16 protein-coding genes are annotated in these 17,021 nt (G+C 69.8%); 13 read left to right on the top strand and 3 right to left on the bottom strand.

The annotated features are described in order from the left end of the window. Nucleotides 1–68: 68 nt before the first annotated feature. Nucleotides 69–1,034 carry a tryptophan--tRNA ligase gene (gene trpS / locus ABTZ99_RS10640; RefSeq protein WP_499610257.1) on the bottom strand — a complete coding sequence of 322 codons (966 nt, stop codon included), beginning with the start codon at nt 1,032–1,034 and terminating at the stop codon, nt 69–71. Between the two features lie 193 nt (nt 1,035–1,227). Here trpS and ABTZ99_RS10635 point away from each other — a divergent pair, with 193 nt between their 5' ends. Beyond that, the gene (locus tag ABTZ99_RS10635) at nt 1,228–1,527 is read left to right on the top strand and encodes a YciI family protein (RefSeq protein WP_498774292.1); all 300 of its coding nucleotides are present in this window, start codon (nt 1,228–1,230) and stop codon (nt 1,525–1,527) included. A 46-nt stretch (nt 1,528–1,573) separates the two neighbouring features. Here the strand turns inward: ABTZ99_RS10635 and ABTZ99_RS10630 are convergent, their stop codons facing one another. Then, nucleotides 1,574–1,792 carry a hypothetical protein gene (locus tag ABTZ99_RS10630; RefSeq protein WP_498774294.1) on the bottom strand — a complete coding sequence of 73 codons (219 nt, stop codon included), beginning with the start codon at nt 1,790–1,792 and terminating at the stop codon, nt 1,574–1,576. Nucleotides 1,793–1,939: 147 nt separating this feature from the next. Between ABTZ99_RS10630 and typA the strand changes: the two genes are divergently transcribed. The 10 genes from typA to ABTZ99_RS10580 all read left to right on the top strand — a co-directional run bounded on the left by typA (nt 1,940) and on the right by ABTZ99_RS10580 (nt 14,739). Continuing rightward, nucleotides 1,940–3,841 carry a translational GTPase TypA gene (gene typA / locus ABTZ99_RS10625; protein ID WP_498774296.1) on the top strand — a complete coding sequence of 634 codons (1,902 nt, stop codon included), beginning with the start codon at nt 1,940–1,942 and terminating at the stop codon, nt 3,839–3,841. 856 nt (nt 3,842–4,697) lie between these two features. Continuing rightward, complete coding sequence (locus ABTZ99_RS10620; RefSeq protein ID WP_499610253.1) at nt 4,698–6,272, top strand: ABC transporter family substrate-binding protein; 1,575 nt, start codon at nt 4,698–4,700, stop codon at nt 6,270–6,272. 291 nt (nt 6,273–6,563) lie between these two features. Then, on the top strand, nt 6,564–8,384 hold the full coding sequence (locus tag ABTZ99_RS10615; RefSeq protein ID WP_499610250.1) for an ABC transporter family substrate-binding protein: 1,821 nt from the start codon (nt 6,564–6,566) through the stop codon (nt 8,382–8,384). Nucleotides 8,385–8,538: 154 nt separating this feature from the next. After that, nucleotides 8,539–9,537 (top strand): ABC transporter permease, encoded by a 999-nt coding sequence (locus tag ABTZ99_RS10610; RefSeq protein ID WP_498774644.1) that lies wholly within the window; start codon nt 8,539–8,541, stop codon nt 9,535–9,537. Then, the gene (locus tag ABTZ99_RS10605) at nt 9,530–10,483 is read left to right on the top strand and encodes an ABC transporter permease (RefSeq protein ID WP_498774302.1); all 954 of its coding nucleotides are present in this window, start codon (nt 9,530–9,532) and stop codon (nt 10,481–10,483) included. The genes ABTZ99_RS10610 and ABTZ99_RS10605 overlap by 8 nt, the downstream gene beginning before the upstream one ends. Continuing rightward, nucleotides 10,480–11,667 (top strand): ABC transporter ATP-binding protein, encoded by a 1,188-nt coding sequence (locus tag ABTZ99_RS10600; protein WP_498774304.1) that lies wholly within the window; start codon nt 10,480–10,482, stop codon nt 11,665–11,667. Before ABTZ99_RS10605 ends, ABTZ99_RS10600 begins: the two co-directional genes overlap by 4 nt. Next, nucleotides 11,664–12,731: an ABC transporter ATP-binding protein gene (locus tag ABTZ99_RS10595; RefSeq protein ID WP_498774306.1), complete on the top strand. Its 1,068-nt coding sequence runs from the start codon at nt 11,664–11,666 to the stop codon at nt 12,729–12,731. Before ABTZ99_RS10600 ends, ABTZ99_RS10595 begins: the two co-directional genes overlap by 4 nt. Nucleotides 12,732–12,801: 70 nt before the next feature. Beyond that, complete coding sequence (gene mshB / locus ABTZ99_RS10590; RefSeq protein WP_498774308.1) at nt 12,802–13,641, top strand: N-acetyl-1-D-myo-inositol-2-amino-2-deoxy-alpha-D-glucopyranoside deacetylase; 840 nt, start codon at nt 12,802–12,804, stop codon at nt 13,639–13,641. Further along, on the top strand, nt 13,638–14,030 hold the full coding sequence (locus ABTZ99_RS10585; RefSeq protein WP_499610245.1) for a hypothetical protein: 393 nt from the start codon (nt 13,638–13,640) through the stop codon (nt 14,028–14,030). Before mshB ends, ABTZ99_RS10585 begins: the two co-directional genes overlap by 4 nt. Then, nucleotides 14,011–14,739, top strand: coding sequence for a hypothetical protein (locus ABTZ99_RS10580; protein WP_498774312.1), 729 nt, complete (start codon nt 14,011–14,013; stop codon nt 14,737–14,739). The genes ABTZ99_RS10585 and ABTZ99_RS10580 overlap by 20 nt, the downstream gene beginning before the upstream one ends. Here the strand turns inward: ABTZ99_RS10580 and ABTZ99_RS10575 are convergent. Next, nucleotides 14,715–15,452, bottom strand: coding sequence for a GNAT family N-acetyltransferase (locus ABTZ99_RS10575; protein ID WP_498774314.1), 738 nt, complete (start codon nt 15,450–15,452; stop codon nt 14,715–14,717). The two genes, ABTZ99_RS10580 and ABTZ99_RS10575, sit on opposite strands and share 25 nt — an antisense overlap. A 146-nt stretch (nt 15,453–15,598) precedes the next feature. Here ABTZ99_RS10575 and fdxA point away from each other — a divergent pair, with 146 nt between their 5' ends. Together fdxA and dapC are read left to right on the top strand one after the other, a co-directional pair. After that, complete coding sequence (gene fdxA / locus ABTZ99_RS10570) at nt 15,599–15,925, top strand: ferredoxin (RefSeq protein ID WP_053716290.1); 327 nt, start codon at nt 15,599–15,601, stop codon at nt 15,923–15,925. Beyond that, nucleotides 15,922–17,016, top strand: a complete 1,095-nt coding sequence (gene dapC / locus ABTZ99_RS10565) for a succinyldiaminopimelate transaminase (RefSeq protein WP_498774316.1) — start codon at nt 15,922–15,924, stop codon at nt 17,014–17,016. Before fdxA ends, dapC begins: the two co-directional genes overlap by 4 nt. Nucleotides 17,017–17,021 lie beyond the last annotated feature (5 nt).

Below are 17,021 nucleotides of genomic sequence, written 5' to 3'. Positions count from 1 at the left end.
GCGGCGCGAGTAAGGCCATTGTCCGGCGTGTCGTGCTTTCGGTGGACCTGAGCGTTCGACTTGCGCAGTCAGCCCAGGCCGGACATGCGCAGGGCGGCGTCGAGGCGGTGACCGCAGCGATCACGGGAGCGCTCCGCGCCGTGCGCCCGCGCCCGGTCCAGCTCGGCCGGGTCGTCGAGCAGCCCCTGCGTCGCCTCGCGCACGGGCCGCAGCTCCTCGACCACCGCGTCCGCCGTCGCCTCCTTCAGCTCCGAGTAGTCCTTCAGCGAACCCGCCAGCTCCTCCGGGTCCTTCCGCGTGCACGCCGCCAGGATCTCCAGCAGGTTCGCCACGCCCGGCTGCTCCTCCGGCGCGTAGCGCACCTCGCCCCGGTCGTCGGTCACCGCCCGCCGGATCTTGCGCCGCACCAGGTCAGGCGGGTCGAGCACGAAGACCGTGCCCGCCGCGTCCTTCGCCGTCTTGGCCATCTTCCGCGACGGATCGGCCAGGTCGCGGACCCGTGACGCGGTCGGCGGCACGACCGAGCGCGGCATCACGAACACCTCGCCGTACGTGCCGTTGAACCGGCGCGCCAGCACCCGCGCCAGCTCCACGTGCTGCCGCTGGTCGTCACCGACCGGCACCTCGTGCGCGCCCTGCAGCAGGATGTCGGCCGCCATCAGCACCGGGTACGTGAGCAGGCTCAACCGGACCGACGACCGGCCCGCCGACTTCTCCTTGAACTGGATCATCCGGGCCGCCTCGCCGTACGTGCAGGTGCACTCCAGCACCCACGTCAACGCGCCCAGCTCGCGGACCAGGTCGGACTGCACGGCCACCGACCGCGGATCGACGCCGGCGGCGATGAGCACCGCCAACTGCTCCCGGGTCAGCGATCGCAGTCGTGACGGGTTGTGCGACGTCGTCATCGCGTGCAGGTCGCTGATGAAGTAGACGTCCTCTTCGGTGCCCTCGGCGGCCCACCGCCTGATCGCGCCGAGGTAGTTGCCCAGCTGGACGGGACCGGACGGGGTGATCGCGGACAGCCTGATCATGGTGATCCCTTCGGGGTGTGCCCGCTCGACGTGACCCCCGAAAGCACGAAGGCCGCCCCGGCGGGCGGCCTGCGTTCGTCTGACGCGCAGTTCTCAGGGCCGCCGGAAGGCGGACCACCAGAACGGGTAAAGAGTGCGCATAGCCGCGATCCTAGCGTGTTACCCGGGTGTGTCACGGGTCTACATTTCTTCTATGTACGTCGTGCTGCTGGAGTACACCGCACCGCTGGACGAGGTCGACTACGCGCTCCCGGACCACGTGGAGTGGCTGAAGAAGCAGTACGAGGCCGGGCACTTCCTGGCCTCGGGCCGTCAGGTGCCCCGCGTGGGCGGCGTGATCATCGCGCGGCCGATGTCGCGCGGGAAGCTGGACGCGCTGCTGGCGACCGACCCGTTCGCGACCGCCAAGCTGGCGAAGTACCAGGTGGTGGAGTTCCAGGCCACCCGGACCGCGCCGGAGCTGGCCAGGATCAACGAAGCGGTGATGGGCTAGCCCGCGGGCGGCCCCGTCCCACCCGGCGTCGGCCGGGCGGTGGCCCTCACGCGGCCACCTTCTTCTTGCCGGCCTTCTTCCCCGCCTTCGCCCCATCCGCCTTGCCGGCCTTCTTGCGCTCCTTGCGCTCCTGCTTGGCGGCCTTCTTCGCGGCCTTCTCCCGCGCCTTGAGCAGCACCACGACCGGACAGCTCTTGCACCTCGGCGTCGAACGGCAGCACTTCTTCTTCACCTTGACCTTGCCCACGCGGCGTGCTCCACTCATCCGGGTGTCCTCAGAGTAGGTGAGGCTGACCTCACCTGCCGTCCGTGTGTGGTAAGGGCACTGCGCCCGGTAAGCTGTACTCAGGCTGCGCGCGATCCAACGTCCGGCGCCTGGCTTCCCTCGCACAGACAGCTCTAGGAGTTCCGCGTGCCCACGGCCACCGCGTCGATCAAGGAAACGCTGGTCCGCAACGACCTGCGCAACGTCGCGATCGTCGCGCACGTTGACCACGGCAAGACGACCCTCGTCGACGCCATGCTCCGCCAGTCCGGGGCCTTCTCCGAACGTGCCGAGCTCGTCGACCGGGTCATGGACTCCGGCGAGCTGGAGCGTGAGAAGGGCATCACGATCCTGGCCAAGAACACCGCCGTGCGCCGCCACACGCCCGACGGTCCCGTCACCATCAACGTGGTCGACACCCCGGGGCACGCCGACTTCGGCGGCGAGGTCGAGCGCGGCCTCTCCATGGTCGACGGCGTCGTGCTGCTCGTCGACGCCTCCGAAGGCCCGCTGCCGCAGACCCGGTTCGTGCTGCGCAAGACGCTGGCCGCCGGTCTTCCGGTGATCCTGGTGGTCAACAAGGTCGACCGCCCCGACGCCCGGATCTCCGAGGTCGTCGAGGAAGCCCACGACCTGCTGCTCGACCTGGCCAGCGAGGTCGGCGCCGACGACTCGGTGCTCGACCTGCCGGTCGTCTACGCCTCGGCGCGCGCCGGCCGGGCCTCGCTCAACCAGCCCGAGGACGGCGGCCTGCCCGACGAGGAGAACCTCGACGTGCTGTTCGAGGTCCTGTTCAAGCACATCCCGGCCCCGCTGGGCGACTCCGACGCGCCGCTGCGCGCGCTGGTGACGAACCTCGACGCGTCGTCGTTCCTCGGCCGCATCGCGCTGTGCCGGATCGAGGCGGGCACCATCCGCAAGGGCGAGACGGTGGCCTGGTGCCGCGAGGACGGCACGATCCAGAAGGTCCGCATCACCGAGCTGCTGATCACCGAGGCGCTCGACCGCGTGCCCGCCGAGCAGGCGCGGGCCGGTGACCTGGTCGCCATCGCCGGCATCCCGGACATCACCATCGGCGACACGCTCGCCGACGTGGACAACCCCGAGCCGCTGCCGCGCATCACGGTGGACGAGCCCGCGATCTCGATGACCATCGGCGTCAACACCTCGCCGCTGGCCGGCCGCGGCGGCGGCACCAAGCTGACCGCGCGGGTGCTCAAGGCCCGGTTGGACTCGGAGCTGGTCGGCAACGTGTCGGTGCGCGTGCTGCCCACCGAGCGCCCGGACACGTGGGAGGTGCAGGGCCGCGGTGAGCTGGCGCTGGCCATCCTCGTCGAGCAGATGAAGCGGGAAGGCTTCGAGCTGACCGTCGGCAAGCCGCAGGTGGTCACCAAGACCGTCGACGGCAAGCTGCACGAGCCGTTCGAGCGGTTGACGATCGACGCGCCGGAGGAGCACCTGGGCGCCATCACCCAGCTGCTGGCCAACCGCAAGGGCCGGATGGAGAACATGTCCGGCCACGGTTCCGGGCGGATCAAGCTGGAGTACGTCGTGCCGTCGCGCGGCTTGATCGGCTTCCGCACCGAGTTCCTCACCGAGACGCGCGGCACCGGCATCGCGAACGCGGTGTCCGAGGGCTACGCGCCGTGGGCCGGCGAGATCCGGACCAGGCACAACGGCTCGCTCGTCGCCGACCGGTCGGGCCAGATCACCGCGTACGCGATGATCCAGCTGGCGGACCGGGGCACGTTCTTCGTCGAGCCCGGCGCCGAGGCGTACGAGGGCATGGTCGTCGGCGAGAACCCGCGGGCGGAGGACTTGGACGTCAACGTCTGCCGTGAGAAGAAGCTGACGAACATGCGCACGTCGACCGCCGACGTGATGGAGACCCTGGCCCGGCCGCGGAAGCTGTCGTTGGAGGAGGCGCTCGAGTTCTGCGCCCCCGACGAGTGCGTCGAGGTCGCGCCGGAGGTCGTGCGGGTGCGCAAGGTGATCCTGGACGCGAACCAGCGGGGCCGCGAGCGCAGCCGCAACAAGTTGCGGGGCTGACCGCTACACCTTATATATAGGGTCTGCTCGACGGGCACCTCCGGCTTCGGCCAGGGGTGCCCGTCTGCATTCCCCAACGTCCACCCGTGGCCACCAAACACGATCGGGTGAACATAGGCCAGAAATGTACGGTAACACCGTTACCGCCCCTCGGTTGGAACATGAGGAAACCGACCGACCGCCCCGACCCCGACCACCCCACCCACCCCGCCTCCCAAACCCACCGGCTTCCCCCACCCCCACCTGCCACCCCCACAGCCCGCCCGCCGCCGGGCCCCACCGGCCCACCGGGCCCCGGACTTGCCGGACCGCCGGACCGCCGGACTTGCCGGACCGTCGGACCGCCGGACCTACCGGACCGTCGGACCTACCGGACCGTCGGACCTACCGGACCGTCGGACCTACCGGACCGTCGGACTTGCCGGACCGCCCGGCCCGCAGACCCGCCAGCTGCCAGATCGCCAGCCATCGGCACGCCGAGCCATCGGGGCTGCCGAGCGCGCCGGCCGGACAGCCCGCGGCTGGCCGCCCGGGCCGGCGGCGGAATGGCCCGTGACTGCCGACCCGCCTGGTTGCGGGCCTTGGCCGCCTCGCTGCCGGGGGCCGGCGCGGCGGATCTGGCTCGGGTGCGGCGGGGCGTGGCGAGTGAGCGCGGTGGAGGGGCGAGGGCTGGGAGTGGGAGTGGGGGAGATCGCGGTCGGGGAGTGGTGGGGTTGGGCGTCAACTGTCAGCGTCGTCTGGCACGCTCGTACCCATGGGGACGCGGAGGGTTCTTGCGGTTCTGGCTGCGCTCGCGCTGGTCGCGACGGGTTGCACGGCTACACCGCCGCCGCCCCTGGTGCCGTCGACGCCCGGCATGACGGTGGTCCCGAAGGAGAAGCAGAACGAGGTCGTCGTCGGCATGGACGACGTCAAGGGCGGCTACAACCCGCACACGCTGGCGGGCCAGAGCACGGTCACGACGGCGCTGGCCGCGTTGCTGCTGCCCTCGACCTTCCGAACCGACGCGGACGGCAGCCCGCGGCTCGACCTGGACCTCGTGGTGAGCGCCGAGGTGACCAGCGCGGAGCCGTACACGGTCACCTACACGTTGCGCCGTGATGCCAGCTGGTCGGACTCGGCGCCCATCGCGGCCGAGGACTTCGTGTACCTCTGGCAGCGCATGCGGGAGGAGCCCGGGGTGATCGACCCCGCCGGGTACCGGCTCATCGACGACATCGCCAGCCGTGAGGGCGGCAAGGTCGTCGAGGTCGTGTTCACCAAGCCCTACCCCGGCTGGCGCAGCCTGTTCCGCAACCTGCTGCCCGCCCACCTGCTGAAAGACGCGCCCGGCGGGTGGAGCGCGGCGCTCGCGGACAGCTTCCCGGCCACCGCGGGGCCGTTCGCGGTCCGCACGCTGGACCAGCCGCGCGGCGAGATCATCCTCGAGCGCAGCGACCGCTTCTGGGAGGCGCCGCCCGCCCTCGACCGGGTGATCCTGCGCCGCGCCACCCAGCACGACACGGTCGAGGCGTTGAACACCGGCGACGACCAGGTCGCCCTCATCCGCGCGGACGCCATCGCGGTCAAGGACATCGACGAACTGGCCAAGACCACGTCACTCGCGAGCGTCGTCGTCCCGCGCCCGGAAGTCGTCCAACTCCTCTTCCGACCCGCCTCGCCACGAATGCAGGACCTCCGCGTCCGCACCGCGGTGATGAACCTGCTCGACCGCGACGACCTGATCGCCGCCGGCACCCGCAGCGGGCCCAGCGCGAACCTCCGCACGGACGCCCAGGTGATCCCGCCGAGCAAGCCCGGCTACACCCCGACCATGCCCGCCAAGGCCGGTGACCCGGCGCTACTGCTCACCGAAGCGGGTTACACCCGACCGGAGGGTGGGCAGTGGGGGCGTGACGGCAAGCCCTTCGAGTTGACCATCGCTGCACCGGCCGGGATCGAGCCGTACGTGACCGTCGCCAACCGGGTTCAACGTCAACTGTCATTGTCCGGAATCGCCGCACGCGTCCTGACAACGCCGCCCAATCAGTTGTTCGGCCAAGATCTGTCGGATACCGCCGCTTCCAATGAGCCCGTCGACATTGCCGTCGTGCCCCAGGTCGACGCCGGCGATTCCGCGGCCGTTCTGGCATCCACATTCGGGTGCCGTCCGTCACCCGAGGACGGCGGTACACCCATTCCGGCGAATCTGTCCGGTTTCTGCGACCAGGCGGTCCAGCCGGTGATCGAACAGGCCCTCAGCGGGCAGGTGCTGCTCGCCGACGCCCTCAAGACCATCGAGCCGGTGCTCTGGCAGCAGGCGGTCTCGCTGCCGTTGTTCCAGGTAGCAGACCTGCTGGTGGTCCTGCCGGAGGCCGAAGGCGTCACCGCCGGTGCTCCGTTCGCCGGTCCGCTGAGCACCGCGCGGACCTGGCGACGGCAAGGCCGTTGACCGTTGACCCGGACGAAACACTGGCTTCAAGATGCGTTCGCGGTGCAGTATTGACAGTATTCCCGTCGTCCGGTTAACGAACGCTCCCGCCCGGTAACGACGGAGTCGCGTGCTGCGACCAACGTGTCACCCTTTGGTCACGATCGGCCGATGGGCAGTGACCGTGCCGCGCACTGGTTCTTATCGTGCTGCAACGGTGTGTCGGTTCGGGGCGCGTTTGGCACATCACGGTTATGGGTGGAAGTCGGCCCAAACGGTCGCTCCAACCCAGTGCTAGGAGGGCACGTGTCGATGAGGAGATCAAAGGCTGTCTCGGCGCTCGCGCTGCTGACCTCGGCCACGCTCGCGCTGAGCGCGTGCGGTGGCGGCGGGACGAGCGGCGATCAGGGCGGCCAGCAGAACGCCGACCCAGGCAAGATCGGCGCGCAGGACGAGGTGTTCCAGCGCCCGAAGGTTGACGACATCGGCGAGATCGCCATCGCCGTCGAAGAGGGCTTCGACGACTACCAGAACTACATCGGTGCGTCGAACAGCTTCGCCAACACGATCGCGTTGTCGAATGTGATCCCCTCGCCCTACTTCACCGACTTCGTCGACGGCAAGCTGGTCATCAAGGTCGACGGCGACCTGATGGAGTCGATCAAGGTCGTCTCGAGCGACCCGCAGGTCATCGAGTGGAAGGTGCGGAAGGAGGCGGTCTGGTCCGACGGCGAGCAGATCGACTGCGACGACTTCTACCTGAAGTGGCTGGCCGCGACGAGCAAGGCCACCATCAAGGGCGACGACGGCACCGAGGTCTCGATCTGGGACGCCACGCCGACCGGGTACGAGAACATCGAGAAGATCGAGTGCTCGGACAACGACAAGACCGTCAAGACCTCCTTCTTCAAGGACAAGCCGTACGCCGACTACCGCGGCATCTTCTCCACCCCCGGTAGCGACGGGCTCCTCCCGGCGCACGTCCTGGAGAAGCAGACCGGCATCGCCGACATCATGAAGGTCACGCCGGAGCAGAACGACGACCAGGTCAAGAAGGCGGCCGAGTTCTTCACCAAGGGCTGGCGCGGCTTTAACAAGGACCTGTCGCTGTCCGGCAGCGCCTACATGATCGAGTCGACGGACCTGAAGGACCAGACGGTCCTCGTCCGCAACCCGAAGTGGTGGGGCAACCCCGGTGGCCCGGCGCGGGTCATCCTGAAGACCAACACCGACTCGCAGTCGGCGACCCAGCAGCTGCAGAACAAGGAAGTCGCCGTGATCGCGCCGCAGGCCGACCCGGCGGTCGCCCAGCAGCTGCGCGGCGACAGCGCGTTCACCGTCTTCGCGGCCGGTGGCCAGACCTTCGAGCACGTCGACTTCAACATGTCGCTGCCCTTGTTCAAGAACAACAAGGAACTGCGGCTGGCGATCGGGCAGTGCTTCGACAACCAGGGCCTGGTCGACAAGCTGATCAAGGACGTCGACCCGAACGCCACCCCGCTGGGCAGCCTCGTGATGATGCCCAACGAGGTCGGCTACGAGGACCACTACAGCGACCTCGGCAAGGGTGACGTGGCCGCGGCCAAGAAGACCCTCGAGGACGCCGGCTGGAAGCAGGGCGCCGACGGCATCTACGCCAAGGGCGAGTTCCGCGCGTCGTTCAAGCTGGGCCACAAGATCGTCCAGCGTCGTGCCGACACGGTCCGCATCCTGCAGGACAAGTGCAAGCAGGCCGGTATCGAGATCATCCAGGACCAGGCTGACGACTTCAACTCCAAGCGGCTCACCGCGAGCGAGTTCGACGCGGCGCTGTTCGCGTGGGTCGGCCAGCCCTTGAAGGCCGGCGCCTACGGCAACTACGCGTCGAAGGACGCGGGCGGCTCGGGCAACTACAACCTCTACTCGAACAAGCAGGTCGACGAGAAGTGGAAGGCCGCCAACGGCGAGCTCGACTACGCCAAGCGCCTCACCATGATGAACGAGGTCGACAAGCTGATGCGGGACGACCTGCACAGCATCCCGCTGTTCCAGCTGCCGGACTTCGCGGCGAGTGACGCGAACATCGGCCCGATCGCCTACGTCGGCGTCGGCGGCGGTGTCACGTGGAACCTGTTCGCGTGGCAGAAGAAGTAGGTTCGGCGCGGTTCGCTTGAGTTGTAGAAGATGAGTCCGGCCCGGGGGGTCGGTGCAGACCGCACCGACCCCCCGGACGGTGTCCGCGTTCCGGTGGGTGGGATCGCCGGCTGTCGCAGGCGGCTGGCCTGCCTGGGAAGACAAGAGACTTGTCATGTTCCGTTACATAATCCGGCGGTTGTTGATCGCGATTCCGCTGCTGATCGCCGCCTCGTTCCTCTGCTTCGGACTCACCGCCGCGATGGGCGATCCCCTGGACGAGTGGAAGCTCCAGAAGCCGCGGACCCCGGCTGAAATCGCCCTCGCCTACGAGCGCACGGGCTACAACAAGCCGTTCGTCGAGCGCTACGTCGACTGGGCCGGCAAGTTCGTCACCGGCGACTGGGGCGAGTCCGTCGTCCCCGGCAACGCCGGCAAGCCGGTCAAGGACGACCTGTTCAAGGCCTTCACCGTCACCCTGCGCCTGATCGTCGCGGCCGAGTTGATCGCGTTGATCCTCGGCATGGCGATCGGCGTGATCGGCGCGGTCAGACAGTACTCGATATTCGACTACACGGCGACCGGAATAGCGTTCGCGATGTTCTCGATGCCGCTCTTCTGCGTCGCCCTCATCCTGAAGGCGGGCGGCATCCAGCTCAACAACTGGCTGGAGTCGATCGGCGGGGACCGGTGGATCATCACCGCGGGACCGCCGGGTGACGGCTTCAAGGGCAGCTTCGGCGAGCAGGTGTTCCAGTACAGCGGCGCCTACATCCTGCCGACGATCTGCCTCGTGGTGATCCAGTTCGCGCTGTACAGCCGGTTCCAGCGCGCGTCCATGCTGGAGACGCTGAACGCCGACTACGTGCGCACCGCGCAGGCGAAGGGCATCTCGCAGGGGCGGTCGATCTTCCGGCACGCGTTCCGCAACGCCCTGATCCCGATCATCACCGTCTCGTCGCTGAACATCGGCGCCGGCTTCGGCGGCGCGGTGATCACCGAGACCGTGTTCGGCTGGTCCGGCATGGGCAAGTTCCTGATCGACGCGATCACGAAGAAAGAGCCATACCAGGTGCTCGGCTTCATGATGGTGACCGCGGTGTTCATCATCGTGTTCAACCTGATCGCGGATGTCCTTTACGCCTACCTGGACCCGAGGATTCGCCTTGACTGAGATCGGTTCGCCTGTGGCGCAGGCTCCAACGCCCACCTCGGCCGAGGCAAGTCAGTTCGACACCACCTCGGCCCGCAAGCAGTGGCAGGTCATCCTGCGCCGCTTCCTGCGACACCGCGCCGCCGTCGTCGGCCTCGCGTTGTTCGTCGTGCTCGTGCTGTTCGCCTTCCTGGGCGGGCTGATCTGGAAGTACTCCTACACCGACCTGGGCTTCCAGCGGTACCTGCCGCCCAGCGGCGACCACCCGTTCGGCACCGACCGGCTTGGCGGCGACATGGTCGCGCTGATCATCCGCGGCTCGCAGTTCTCGTTGCAGATCGCGATCGTCGTCGCCCTGGTGTCCACGGTGATCGGCGTCGTGCTCGGCGCGCTCGCCGGGTACATGCGCGGCTGGGTCGACAGCCTGATCAGCCGGTTCATCGACCTGCTGCTGGTCATCCCCGCGTTCGTGATCGCGGCCGTGCTGGTGCGCAACAGCTTCGTGCTCTCCGTCGCGGGCGGCAGCGGCAGCAACTGGCTCATCGTGGCGCTGTACCTCGGCCTGATCGGCTGGCTGTCGATCGCCCGGGTGATCCGCGGCATGGTGCTGTCGTTGCGGGAGAAGGAGTTCGTCGAGGCGGCCCGCGCGCTGGGCGCGTCCACCTCGCGGATCGTCTTCCGGCACATCCTGCCCAACACCGTCGACGTGATCATCGTGAACGCCACGCTGGCGGTGGCCCAGGCGGTGCTGCTGGAGGCCGCGCTGTCGTTCATCGGCCTCGGCGTGCAGCCGCCGGACACCTCGCTCGGGCTGATGATCAGCCTGAACAAGAACGAGCTGACGCTGCACCCGTGGTTGTTCTTCATCCCGTTCGCCTTCATCGTGCTCATCTCGCTGTCGGTGAACTTCATCGGCGACGGGCTCCGGGACGCCTTCGACCCGAGGCAGAAGAGGGTGAAGGCATGAGTGAGGTGGACGTGATGGGCGCACCGGAGTCCTCGGCGTGGCAAAGCACCGCCGGGAGCGGTGAGAAGCTGCTGCGAGTCGAGAACCTGTCGGTGGACTTCCCGACCGACGACGGCACCGTGCACGCCGTGCGCGACGTGTCGTTCACCCTCGGCCCCGGCGAGGTGCTGGGCATCGTGGGCGAGTCGGGTTCCGGCAAGTCGGTGTCGTCGATGGCGATCATGGGCCTGCTGCCCAAGACCGCGAAGATCGGCGGGTCGATCAAGTTCAAGGACCGCGAGCTCGTCGGCCTGAACTACAAGGAGATGCAGCCGGTACGCGGCAACGGCGTCTCGATGATCTTCCAGGACCCGATGACCTCGATGAACCCGGTCTACACGGTGGGCTGGCAGCTCGCCGAGGCGCACCGGGCGCACCACGACGTGTCGAAGAAGGCCGCCTGGGCCAAGGCCGTCGAGGCGCTGGAGCTCGTGGGCATCCCGCAGCCGGACCGCCGCGCCGCGCAGTACCCGCACGAGTTCTCCGGCGGCATGCGGCAGCGCGCGATGATCGCGATGGCGATCATCAACGACCCGGACGTGATCATCGCGGACGAGCCGACCACGGCGCTGGACGTGACCGTGCAGGCGCAGATCCTGGACACGCTGCTGCGCATCCGGGACGAGACGAGCGCGGGCATCATGGTCATCACGCACGACCTGGGCGTGGTGGCGGGCATGGTGGACCGCGTGCAGGTCATGTACGGCGGCACGGTCGTCGAGCAGGGCGCCGTGGACGAGGTCTTCGAGGCCCAGCGGATGCCGTACACCGTCGGCCTGCTCGGCTCGATCCCGAACCCGAACATGCTGGGCAAGCGGCTCACGCCGATCAAGGGCGCCCCGCCGTCGCTGATGAACCTGCCGCGCGGCTGCTCGTTCTCGCCGCGCTGCCCGTTGGCGATCGACGAGTGCCGCGAGACCGAGCCGCTGCTGCTGGAGACCGACCGGGCCGGCCACTTCGCGCGGTGCCACCGCTCCGCGCACCTGGCGACCATCGAGAACCCGCAGCGGCTGTTCGCCCACGACGAGATCGGCGTGGTCGAGAACCCCGCGTCGCTGACCATGGCGAACCCGGACATCCCGGTGAGCGAGGACGTCGACGTGGTCGAAGCTCGGTTGCACGAAGAGGAGAAGCCGACCTCATGACCTCGACAGAGATCAACGCCCAGGCCGGTGGCCTCGAGTCCGGCGCACGTCCGGGCGAGTCACCGCTGCTGGAGGTCAAGGACCTGGTCAAGTCGTTCCCGGTGCGCGGCGGCGGCATCATCCCGCGCACGGTGGGGCAGGTCCAGGCGGTGTCCGGCGTCAGCTTCGCGCTGCACCAGGGCGAGACGCTCGGCCTGGTCGGCGAGTCCGGCTGCGGCAAGTCCACCACCGGTCGGGCGATCCTGCAGCTGCACAAGCCGACGTCGGGCTCGGTGAAGTTCGAGGGCCGCGAGCTGACCACGTTGCGGGGCAAGGGCCTGCGGTCCGTGCGCCGGGACATGCAGATCGTGTTCCAGGACCCGTACGCGTCGCTGAACCCGCGCTGGCAGATCAACGAGCTGATCTCCGAGCCGTTCAAGATCCACGGCATGCCCGAGGGCAGCGGCACGGACGTGCAGGGCCGGGTCAACGAGCTCATGGAGCTGGTGGGCCTGAACCCGGAGCACCGCAACCGGTACGCGCACGAGTTCTCCGGCGGCCAGCGCCAGCGCATCGGCATCGCCCGGGCGCTCGCGCTCAACCCGAAGCTCGTGGTGCTGGACGAGCCGGTGTCCGCGCTGGACGTGTCGGTGCAGGCGGGCGTGGTGAACCTGCTGGAGGAGCTGCAGGAGCGCCTGGGCCTGGCGTACCTGTTCGTGGCGCACGACCTGTCGGTCGTGCGGCACATCTCCGACCGGGTCGCCGTGATGTACCTCGGCAAGATCATCGAGATCGGCGACCGGGAGGACATCTACGCCCGGCCGATGCACCCGTACACGCAGGCGCTGCTGTCCGCGGTGCCGGTGCCGAACCCGAAGCTGGAACGCGGGCGTCAGCGGATCGTGCTCACCGGTGACGTGCCGTCGCCGGTGAACCCGCCGTCGGGCTGCCGCTTCCGCACCCGGTGCTGGAAGGCGCAGGACATCTGCGCCGTCGAGGAGCCCAAGCTGGAACGGCGCGGCGACGCCGAGGGCACGCTCTCGGCGTGCCACTTCGCCGAGGTGGCGCCCGCCTTCGGCGGCTGAGCCAGAGGTCCCCGCCGCTGCTCCGCCGCCTGCGGAGCAGCGGCGGTTCCCCACCGATTACTCTCTTCCGGTGACGCTCACCGCTCCACCACGGTTGCTGCTGGTACACGCACACCCCGACGACGAGAGCCTGTGGACGGGGGGCACCATCGCCCGCTACTCGGCGATGGGCGTGCACGTCACCGTGGTCACCTGCACCCTCGGCGAGGAGGGCGAGATCATCCCGCCGGCGCTCCAGGAGCTGACCGCGGACGCCGCCGATCAGCTCGGCGGGTACCGGGTCGCGGAACTGAGATCCGCCTGCGCGGCGCTCGGCGTGACCGACCACCGGTTCCTCGGCGGCATCGGCCGCTGGCGGGACTCCGGGATGGCGGGCGTCGAGGCGAACGGGCACCCGCGCGCGTTCGTCAACGGCTCCCCCGACGAGCAGGCCGCCGCCCTGGCGGAGATCATCGCGTCGGTGAAGCCGCAGGTCGTCGTCACCTACGACGCCTTCGGCGGCTACGGGCACCCCGACCACATCCGGGCGCACGAGATCACCATGGCGGCGGCGACGGACGTCGACCGGGTCTTCCACGCGGTGACCTCCCGGGCGGCGACCGAGGCGGGCGCGGCGGCGCTGGCGGAGATCCCCGACCTGCCGTGGCGGCTGCCCGCCGAGGGCGAGCTGGCGGTCACCGACGACGCCGCGATCACCACCACGATCGACATCTCCGAGCACCTGGTCGCGAAGCTCAGGGCGTTGCGCGCGCACTCCACGCAGATCAGCGTGTGGCAGGACGGCTCGGGCCGGGCCGCCTACGCGCTGTCCAACGGCATCGCGCAGCCCGTAGTGCAGGCCGAGCACTACGTGCTGGCCAAGGGGCCCGCGGAGGGCGCGGAGGCCGACCTGTTCGGAGGGCTCGATTGACCGATCGCCTGGCTCTCGTCGGGATCGCGCTCGCGGCGTTCGCGCTCGCGGTGCTCGAGCTGTTCTTCCTGCCGATGCGGTTGGACGGCACGCTGCTGCCGCGGGTGGACGACCTGCCGTTCCCGATCACGGTGGTGCTCGCGATCGTGACCACGCCGATGCTGGTCGTCGCCGCCTCGCGGCACGCGCACCGCACGTTGGCCGCCGTGTCGCCGCTGCTGGTGTGGATCGGCACGTTGCTGCTGTTCGGCCTGTTCGGCCCGGGCGGCGACGTGGTACTCCTCGACGACTGGCGCACCCTGGTGCTGTTCGCCGGGGGCGCGCTGCCGGGCGCCATCGCGGTGGGCGCGCACATGGGGAGGACGGCCGGTGCCGGAGACGATCACTGACCGGGACGTGGTGCGGGCCCTGCGCCCGTTCGTGCGGGCCACCGGTCCGCTGCTGGACACCCTGCGCGACGCGAACCTGCTCGGCCTGCGCGACCGCGAGGCGGAGCGCGACGCCGACCGCAAGCTCGTCGACAAGCTCTGGGACCAGCTGGCCGCGGTGAAGGTGCCGGGCACGGCCGCGTGGACGCGCATGGACGTGCTCCAGCGCGACGAGTTCTGGCTCAACCGGGTCGGCCGGGTGGTGTCGCTGGTGGCCGCGCTGCCCGGCATCGGCGGCGTGCTGGCCGACCGGCTGCCGATCCAGTCGGCGCTGGGCGCGGCGGGGCAGGGGCTGCTGCTGTCGGCGATCGCGGGCGAGCACGGGTTCACCTCGACCGAGGACCGCGTGCGGCTGCTCGCGCACGTGCTGTTCCAGCGGGAGGTCGACGGGCTGCCGGTCGACTCGGCCAAGGAGGACGAGCAGACCGCCGTGCTGACCGAGGAGCTGCGGGAGCGGTCCACGTTCCGGGCGATCGGCGCGACGATCTGGAAGCTCGCCAAGGTCCTCTGGAAGCTGGAGGACGAGCTGGACAAGCGCCCGCAGGGCCGGCTGTACCACCAGGCGCTGGGCATGCTGCCGGTCGTCGGCGTGGTGGGCGACTACTTCGGCGAGCGCTCGGCGTTGAAACGGGTCCGCAAGGCCGCCTACGCGTGGTTCGACACCCAGTAGCGGTAGCGGTGGTGCTCGACGCAGCCCAGCGACTCGTAGAGCGTGATCGCGGGCTTGTTGTGCTCGGCCACCTGGAGCGCGCACGTCGTCGCGCCGCGGTCGACGCCCCACGCCGCCAGGCCGCCCATCAGCCGCCGTGCCAGGCCGAGCCGGCGCGCCTCGGGGCGGACGGCGAGCCGCGCCACGTGGAGCAGGTCGCCGACGACGGCGCCGCGCACGGCGGCGAGCACCCGACCGTCCCCGACGACCGCGCCGAAACCGACCTGCCCGCCGGACGCGAGCACGTGCCGTTGCGCGGGGGTCGGGTCGGGTTGCGCGGCCAGCTCCCACCATCCGGGAGACGGGAAGTCCGAAATGACCACGTCGGCTTCCTTCGGGGTGGCGAACCCAGCCGTCGAGCCGGTCATCACCAGCGATTCCGCGCCGCCCGGGTGATCGACGTCGATCCGCCATCCGGCCGCTTCGACGCCCGCCTCGGCGGGTGCGCCGATCACCACGTGGGCGGCCGGCTTGATGCCGTTGGCGGTCGCGAAGTCGATCACCTCGGCGAGCGCGTCGGCGACCGGGATCCCCGGATCACCCGTGGTCAGGGCGCTGTTGGCACGTCCGGTGAAGCCGCCCGCGGCCCTGAGCCGCCACTGCCCGAGCGGCCGGTCGACCAGCGCCGGCCACGCGTCGGCACACCGTTGCTCCAACTCGGTGACGTGCTGCACCCCCGCATCGTGCACCGCGCAGGTGAGCGGCGGTCTGTGAGGTGGAGCACGGTGCTGATAAGGCAAGCCTGCGCGTTGGACAATCGACTCCGCCGCGTACTCTCCGGCTTGCGCGGTGTGGACCAGAACAAGAGCAGGAGAGCGCAGTGACCTATGTGATCGCCCAGCCGTGCGTGGACGTGCTCGACAAGGCGTGCATCGAAGAGTGCCCCGTCGACTGCATCTACGAAGGCGACCGGATGCTCTACATCCACCCGGATGAGTGCGTCGACTGTGGTGCTTGCGAGCCGGTGTGCCCCGTCGAGGCCATCTACTACGAGGACGACGTGCCGGACGAGTGGAAGGAGTACACGAAGGCGAACGTGGACTTCTTCGACGAGCTGGGCTCACCCGGCGGCGCCTCCAAGGTCGGCAAGGTCAGCGCCGACCCCGCGTTCATCAAGGCTCTCCCCCCGCAGGCGTCGCACGAGTGACGTCCAGCAGGAGGCTCCCGGACTTCCCCTGGGACTCGCTGGCCGACCACGCCGCCAAGGCGCGCACGCACCCCGGCGGCGTGGTCGACCTGTCCATCGGCACCCCGGTGGACCCGGTCCCGGAGCTGATCCGGCACGCCCTCGGCACGGTGGCCGACGAGCCGGGCTACCCGACCACGCACGGCACGCCCGCGTTGCGCGAGGCGGTCGTCGGCGCGCTGGCGCGGCGGCACGGCGTCGTCGGGCTCGACCCGGCGGCGGTGCTGCCGACCATCGGGTCGAAGGAGCTGGTGGCGTGGCTGCCGACGTTGCTGGGCCTGGGGCCGGGCGACGTGGTGGCCATCCCGGCGTTGGCGTACCCGACCTACGAGGTGGGCGCGCGGCTGGCGGGCGCCACCCCCGTGCGGCTGGCCGACGGCGAGCCGCCGCCGCCCGGGACGTCGCTGGTGTGGCTGAACTCGCCGTCCAACCCGACCGGTCGGGTGCTGTCGGAGGCCCAGTTGGCGCAGGCCGTGGCCGACGCGCGGGCGGTCGGGGCCCTCGTCGCGTCCGACGAGTGCTACTTGGCGCTCGCGTGGGACGCGCAGCCGGTGTCCGTGCTGCTGCCGTCGGTCAACGGCGGATCGTTGGACGGCGTGCTGGCCGTGCACTCGTTGTCGAAGTCGTCCAGCCTGGCCGGGTACCGGGCGGGGTTCGTGACGGGCGACCCGGCCCTGGTGGCGTCGTTGCTCGAGGTGCGCAAGCACGCGGGGATGATCGTGCCGCGGCCCGTGCAGGCGGCGATCACGGCGGCGATGAACGATGACGCGCACGTGGCCGAGCAGCGCGAGCGGTACCGGGCGCGGCGTGCCGTGCTGCTGCCCGCGCTGACCGCGGCCGGCTTCACCGTCGACCACTCGGAGGCCGGCCTCTACCTGTGGTCAACCCGTGACGGCGAGAACGCCTGGGACACCATCGGCTGGCTCGCGGACCGCGGCGTCCTGGCCGCCCCGGGCACGTTCTACGGCCCGACGGGCGACCGGCACGTCCGCATCGCGCTGACCGCCACCGACTCCGCCATCACCACGGCCATCGCCCGCCTGAGCGACTGACCGCC

The organism is Actinosynnema sp. NPDC002837 (assembly GCF_040295345.1).
In the GTDB taxonomy this organism is placed as follows: Bacteria; Actinomycetota; Actinomycetes; order Mycobacteriales; family Pseudonocardiaceae; genus Actinosynnema.
This window is presented reverse-complemented; position numbering and strand designations above follow the sequence as displayed.

What these genes read in the sequence shown, in the direction of transcription:
- trpS (WP_499610257.1), bottom strand. Translation starts at nt 1,034, where the DNA reads ATGATCAGGCTGTCCGCGATCACCCCGTCCGGTCCCGTCCAGCTGGGC.
- ABTZ99_RS10635 (WP_498774292.1), top strand. Translation starts at nt 1,228, where the DNA reads ATGTACGTCGTGCTGCTGGAGTACACCGCACCGCTGGACGAGGTCGAC.
- ABTZ99_RS10630 (WP_498774294.1), bottom strand. Translation starts at nt 1,792, where the DNA reads ATGAGTGGAGCACGCCGCGTGGGCAAGGTCAAGGTGAAGAAGAAGTGC.
- ABTZ99_RS10620 (WP_499610253.1), top strand. Translation starts at nt 4,698, where the DNA reads ATGACGGTGGTCCCGAAGGAGAAGCAGAACGAGGTCGTCGTCGGCATG.
- ABTZ99_RS10615 (WP_499610250.1), top strand. Translation starts at nt 6,564, where the DNA reads ATGAGGAGATCAAAGGCTGTCTCGGCGCTCGCGCTGCTGACCTCGGCC.
- ABTZ99_RS10610 (WP_498774644.1), top strand. Translation starts at nt 8,539, where the DNA reads ATGTTCCGTTACATAATCCGGCGGTTGTTGATCGCGATTCCGCTGCTG.
- ABTZ99_RS10600 (WP_498774304.1), top strand. Translation starts at nt 10,480, where the DNA reads ATGAGTGAGGTGGACGTGATGGGCGCACCGGAGTCCTCGGCGTGGCAA.
- ABTZ99_RS10595 (WP_498774306.1), top strand. Translation starts at nt 11,664, where the DNA reads ATGACCTCGACAGAGATCAACGCCCAGGCCGGTGGCCTCGAGTCCGGC.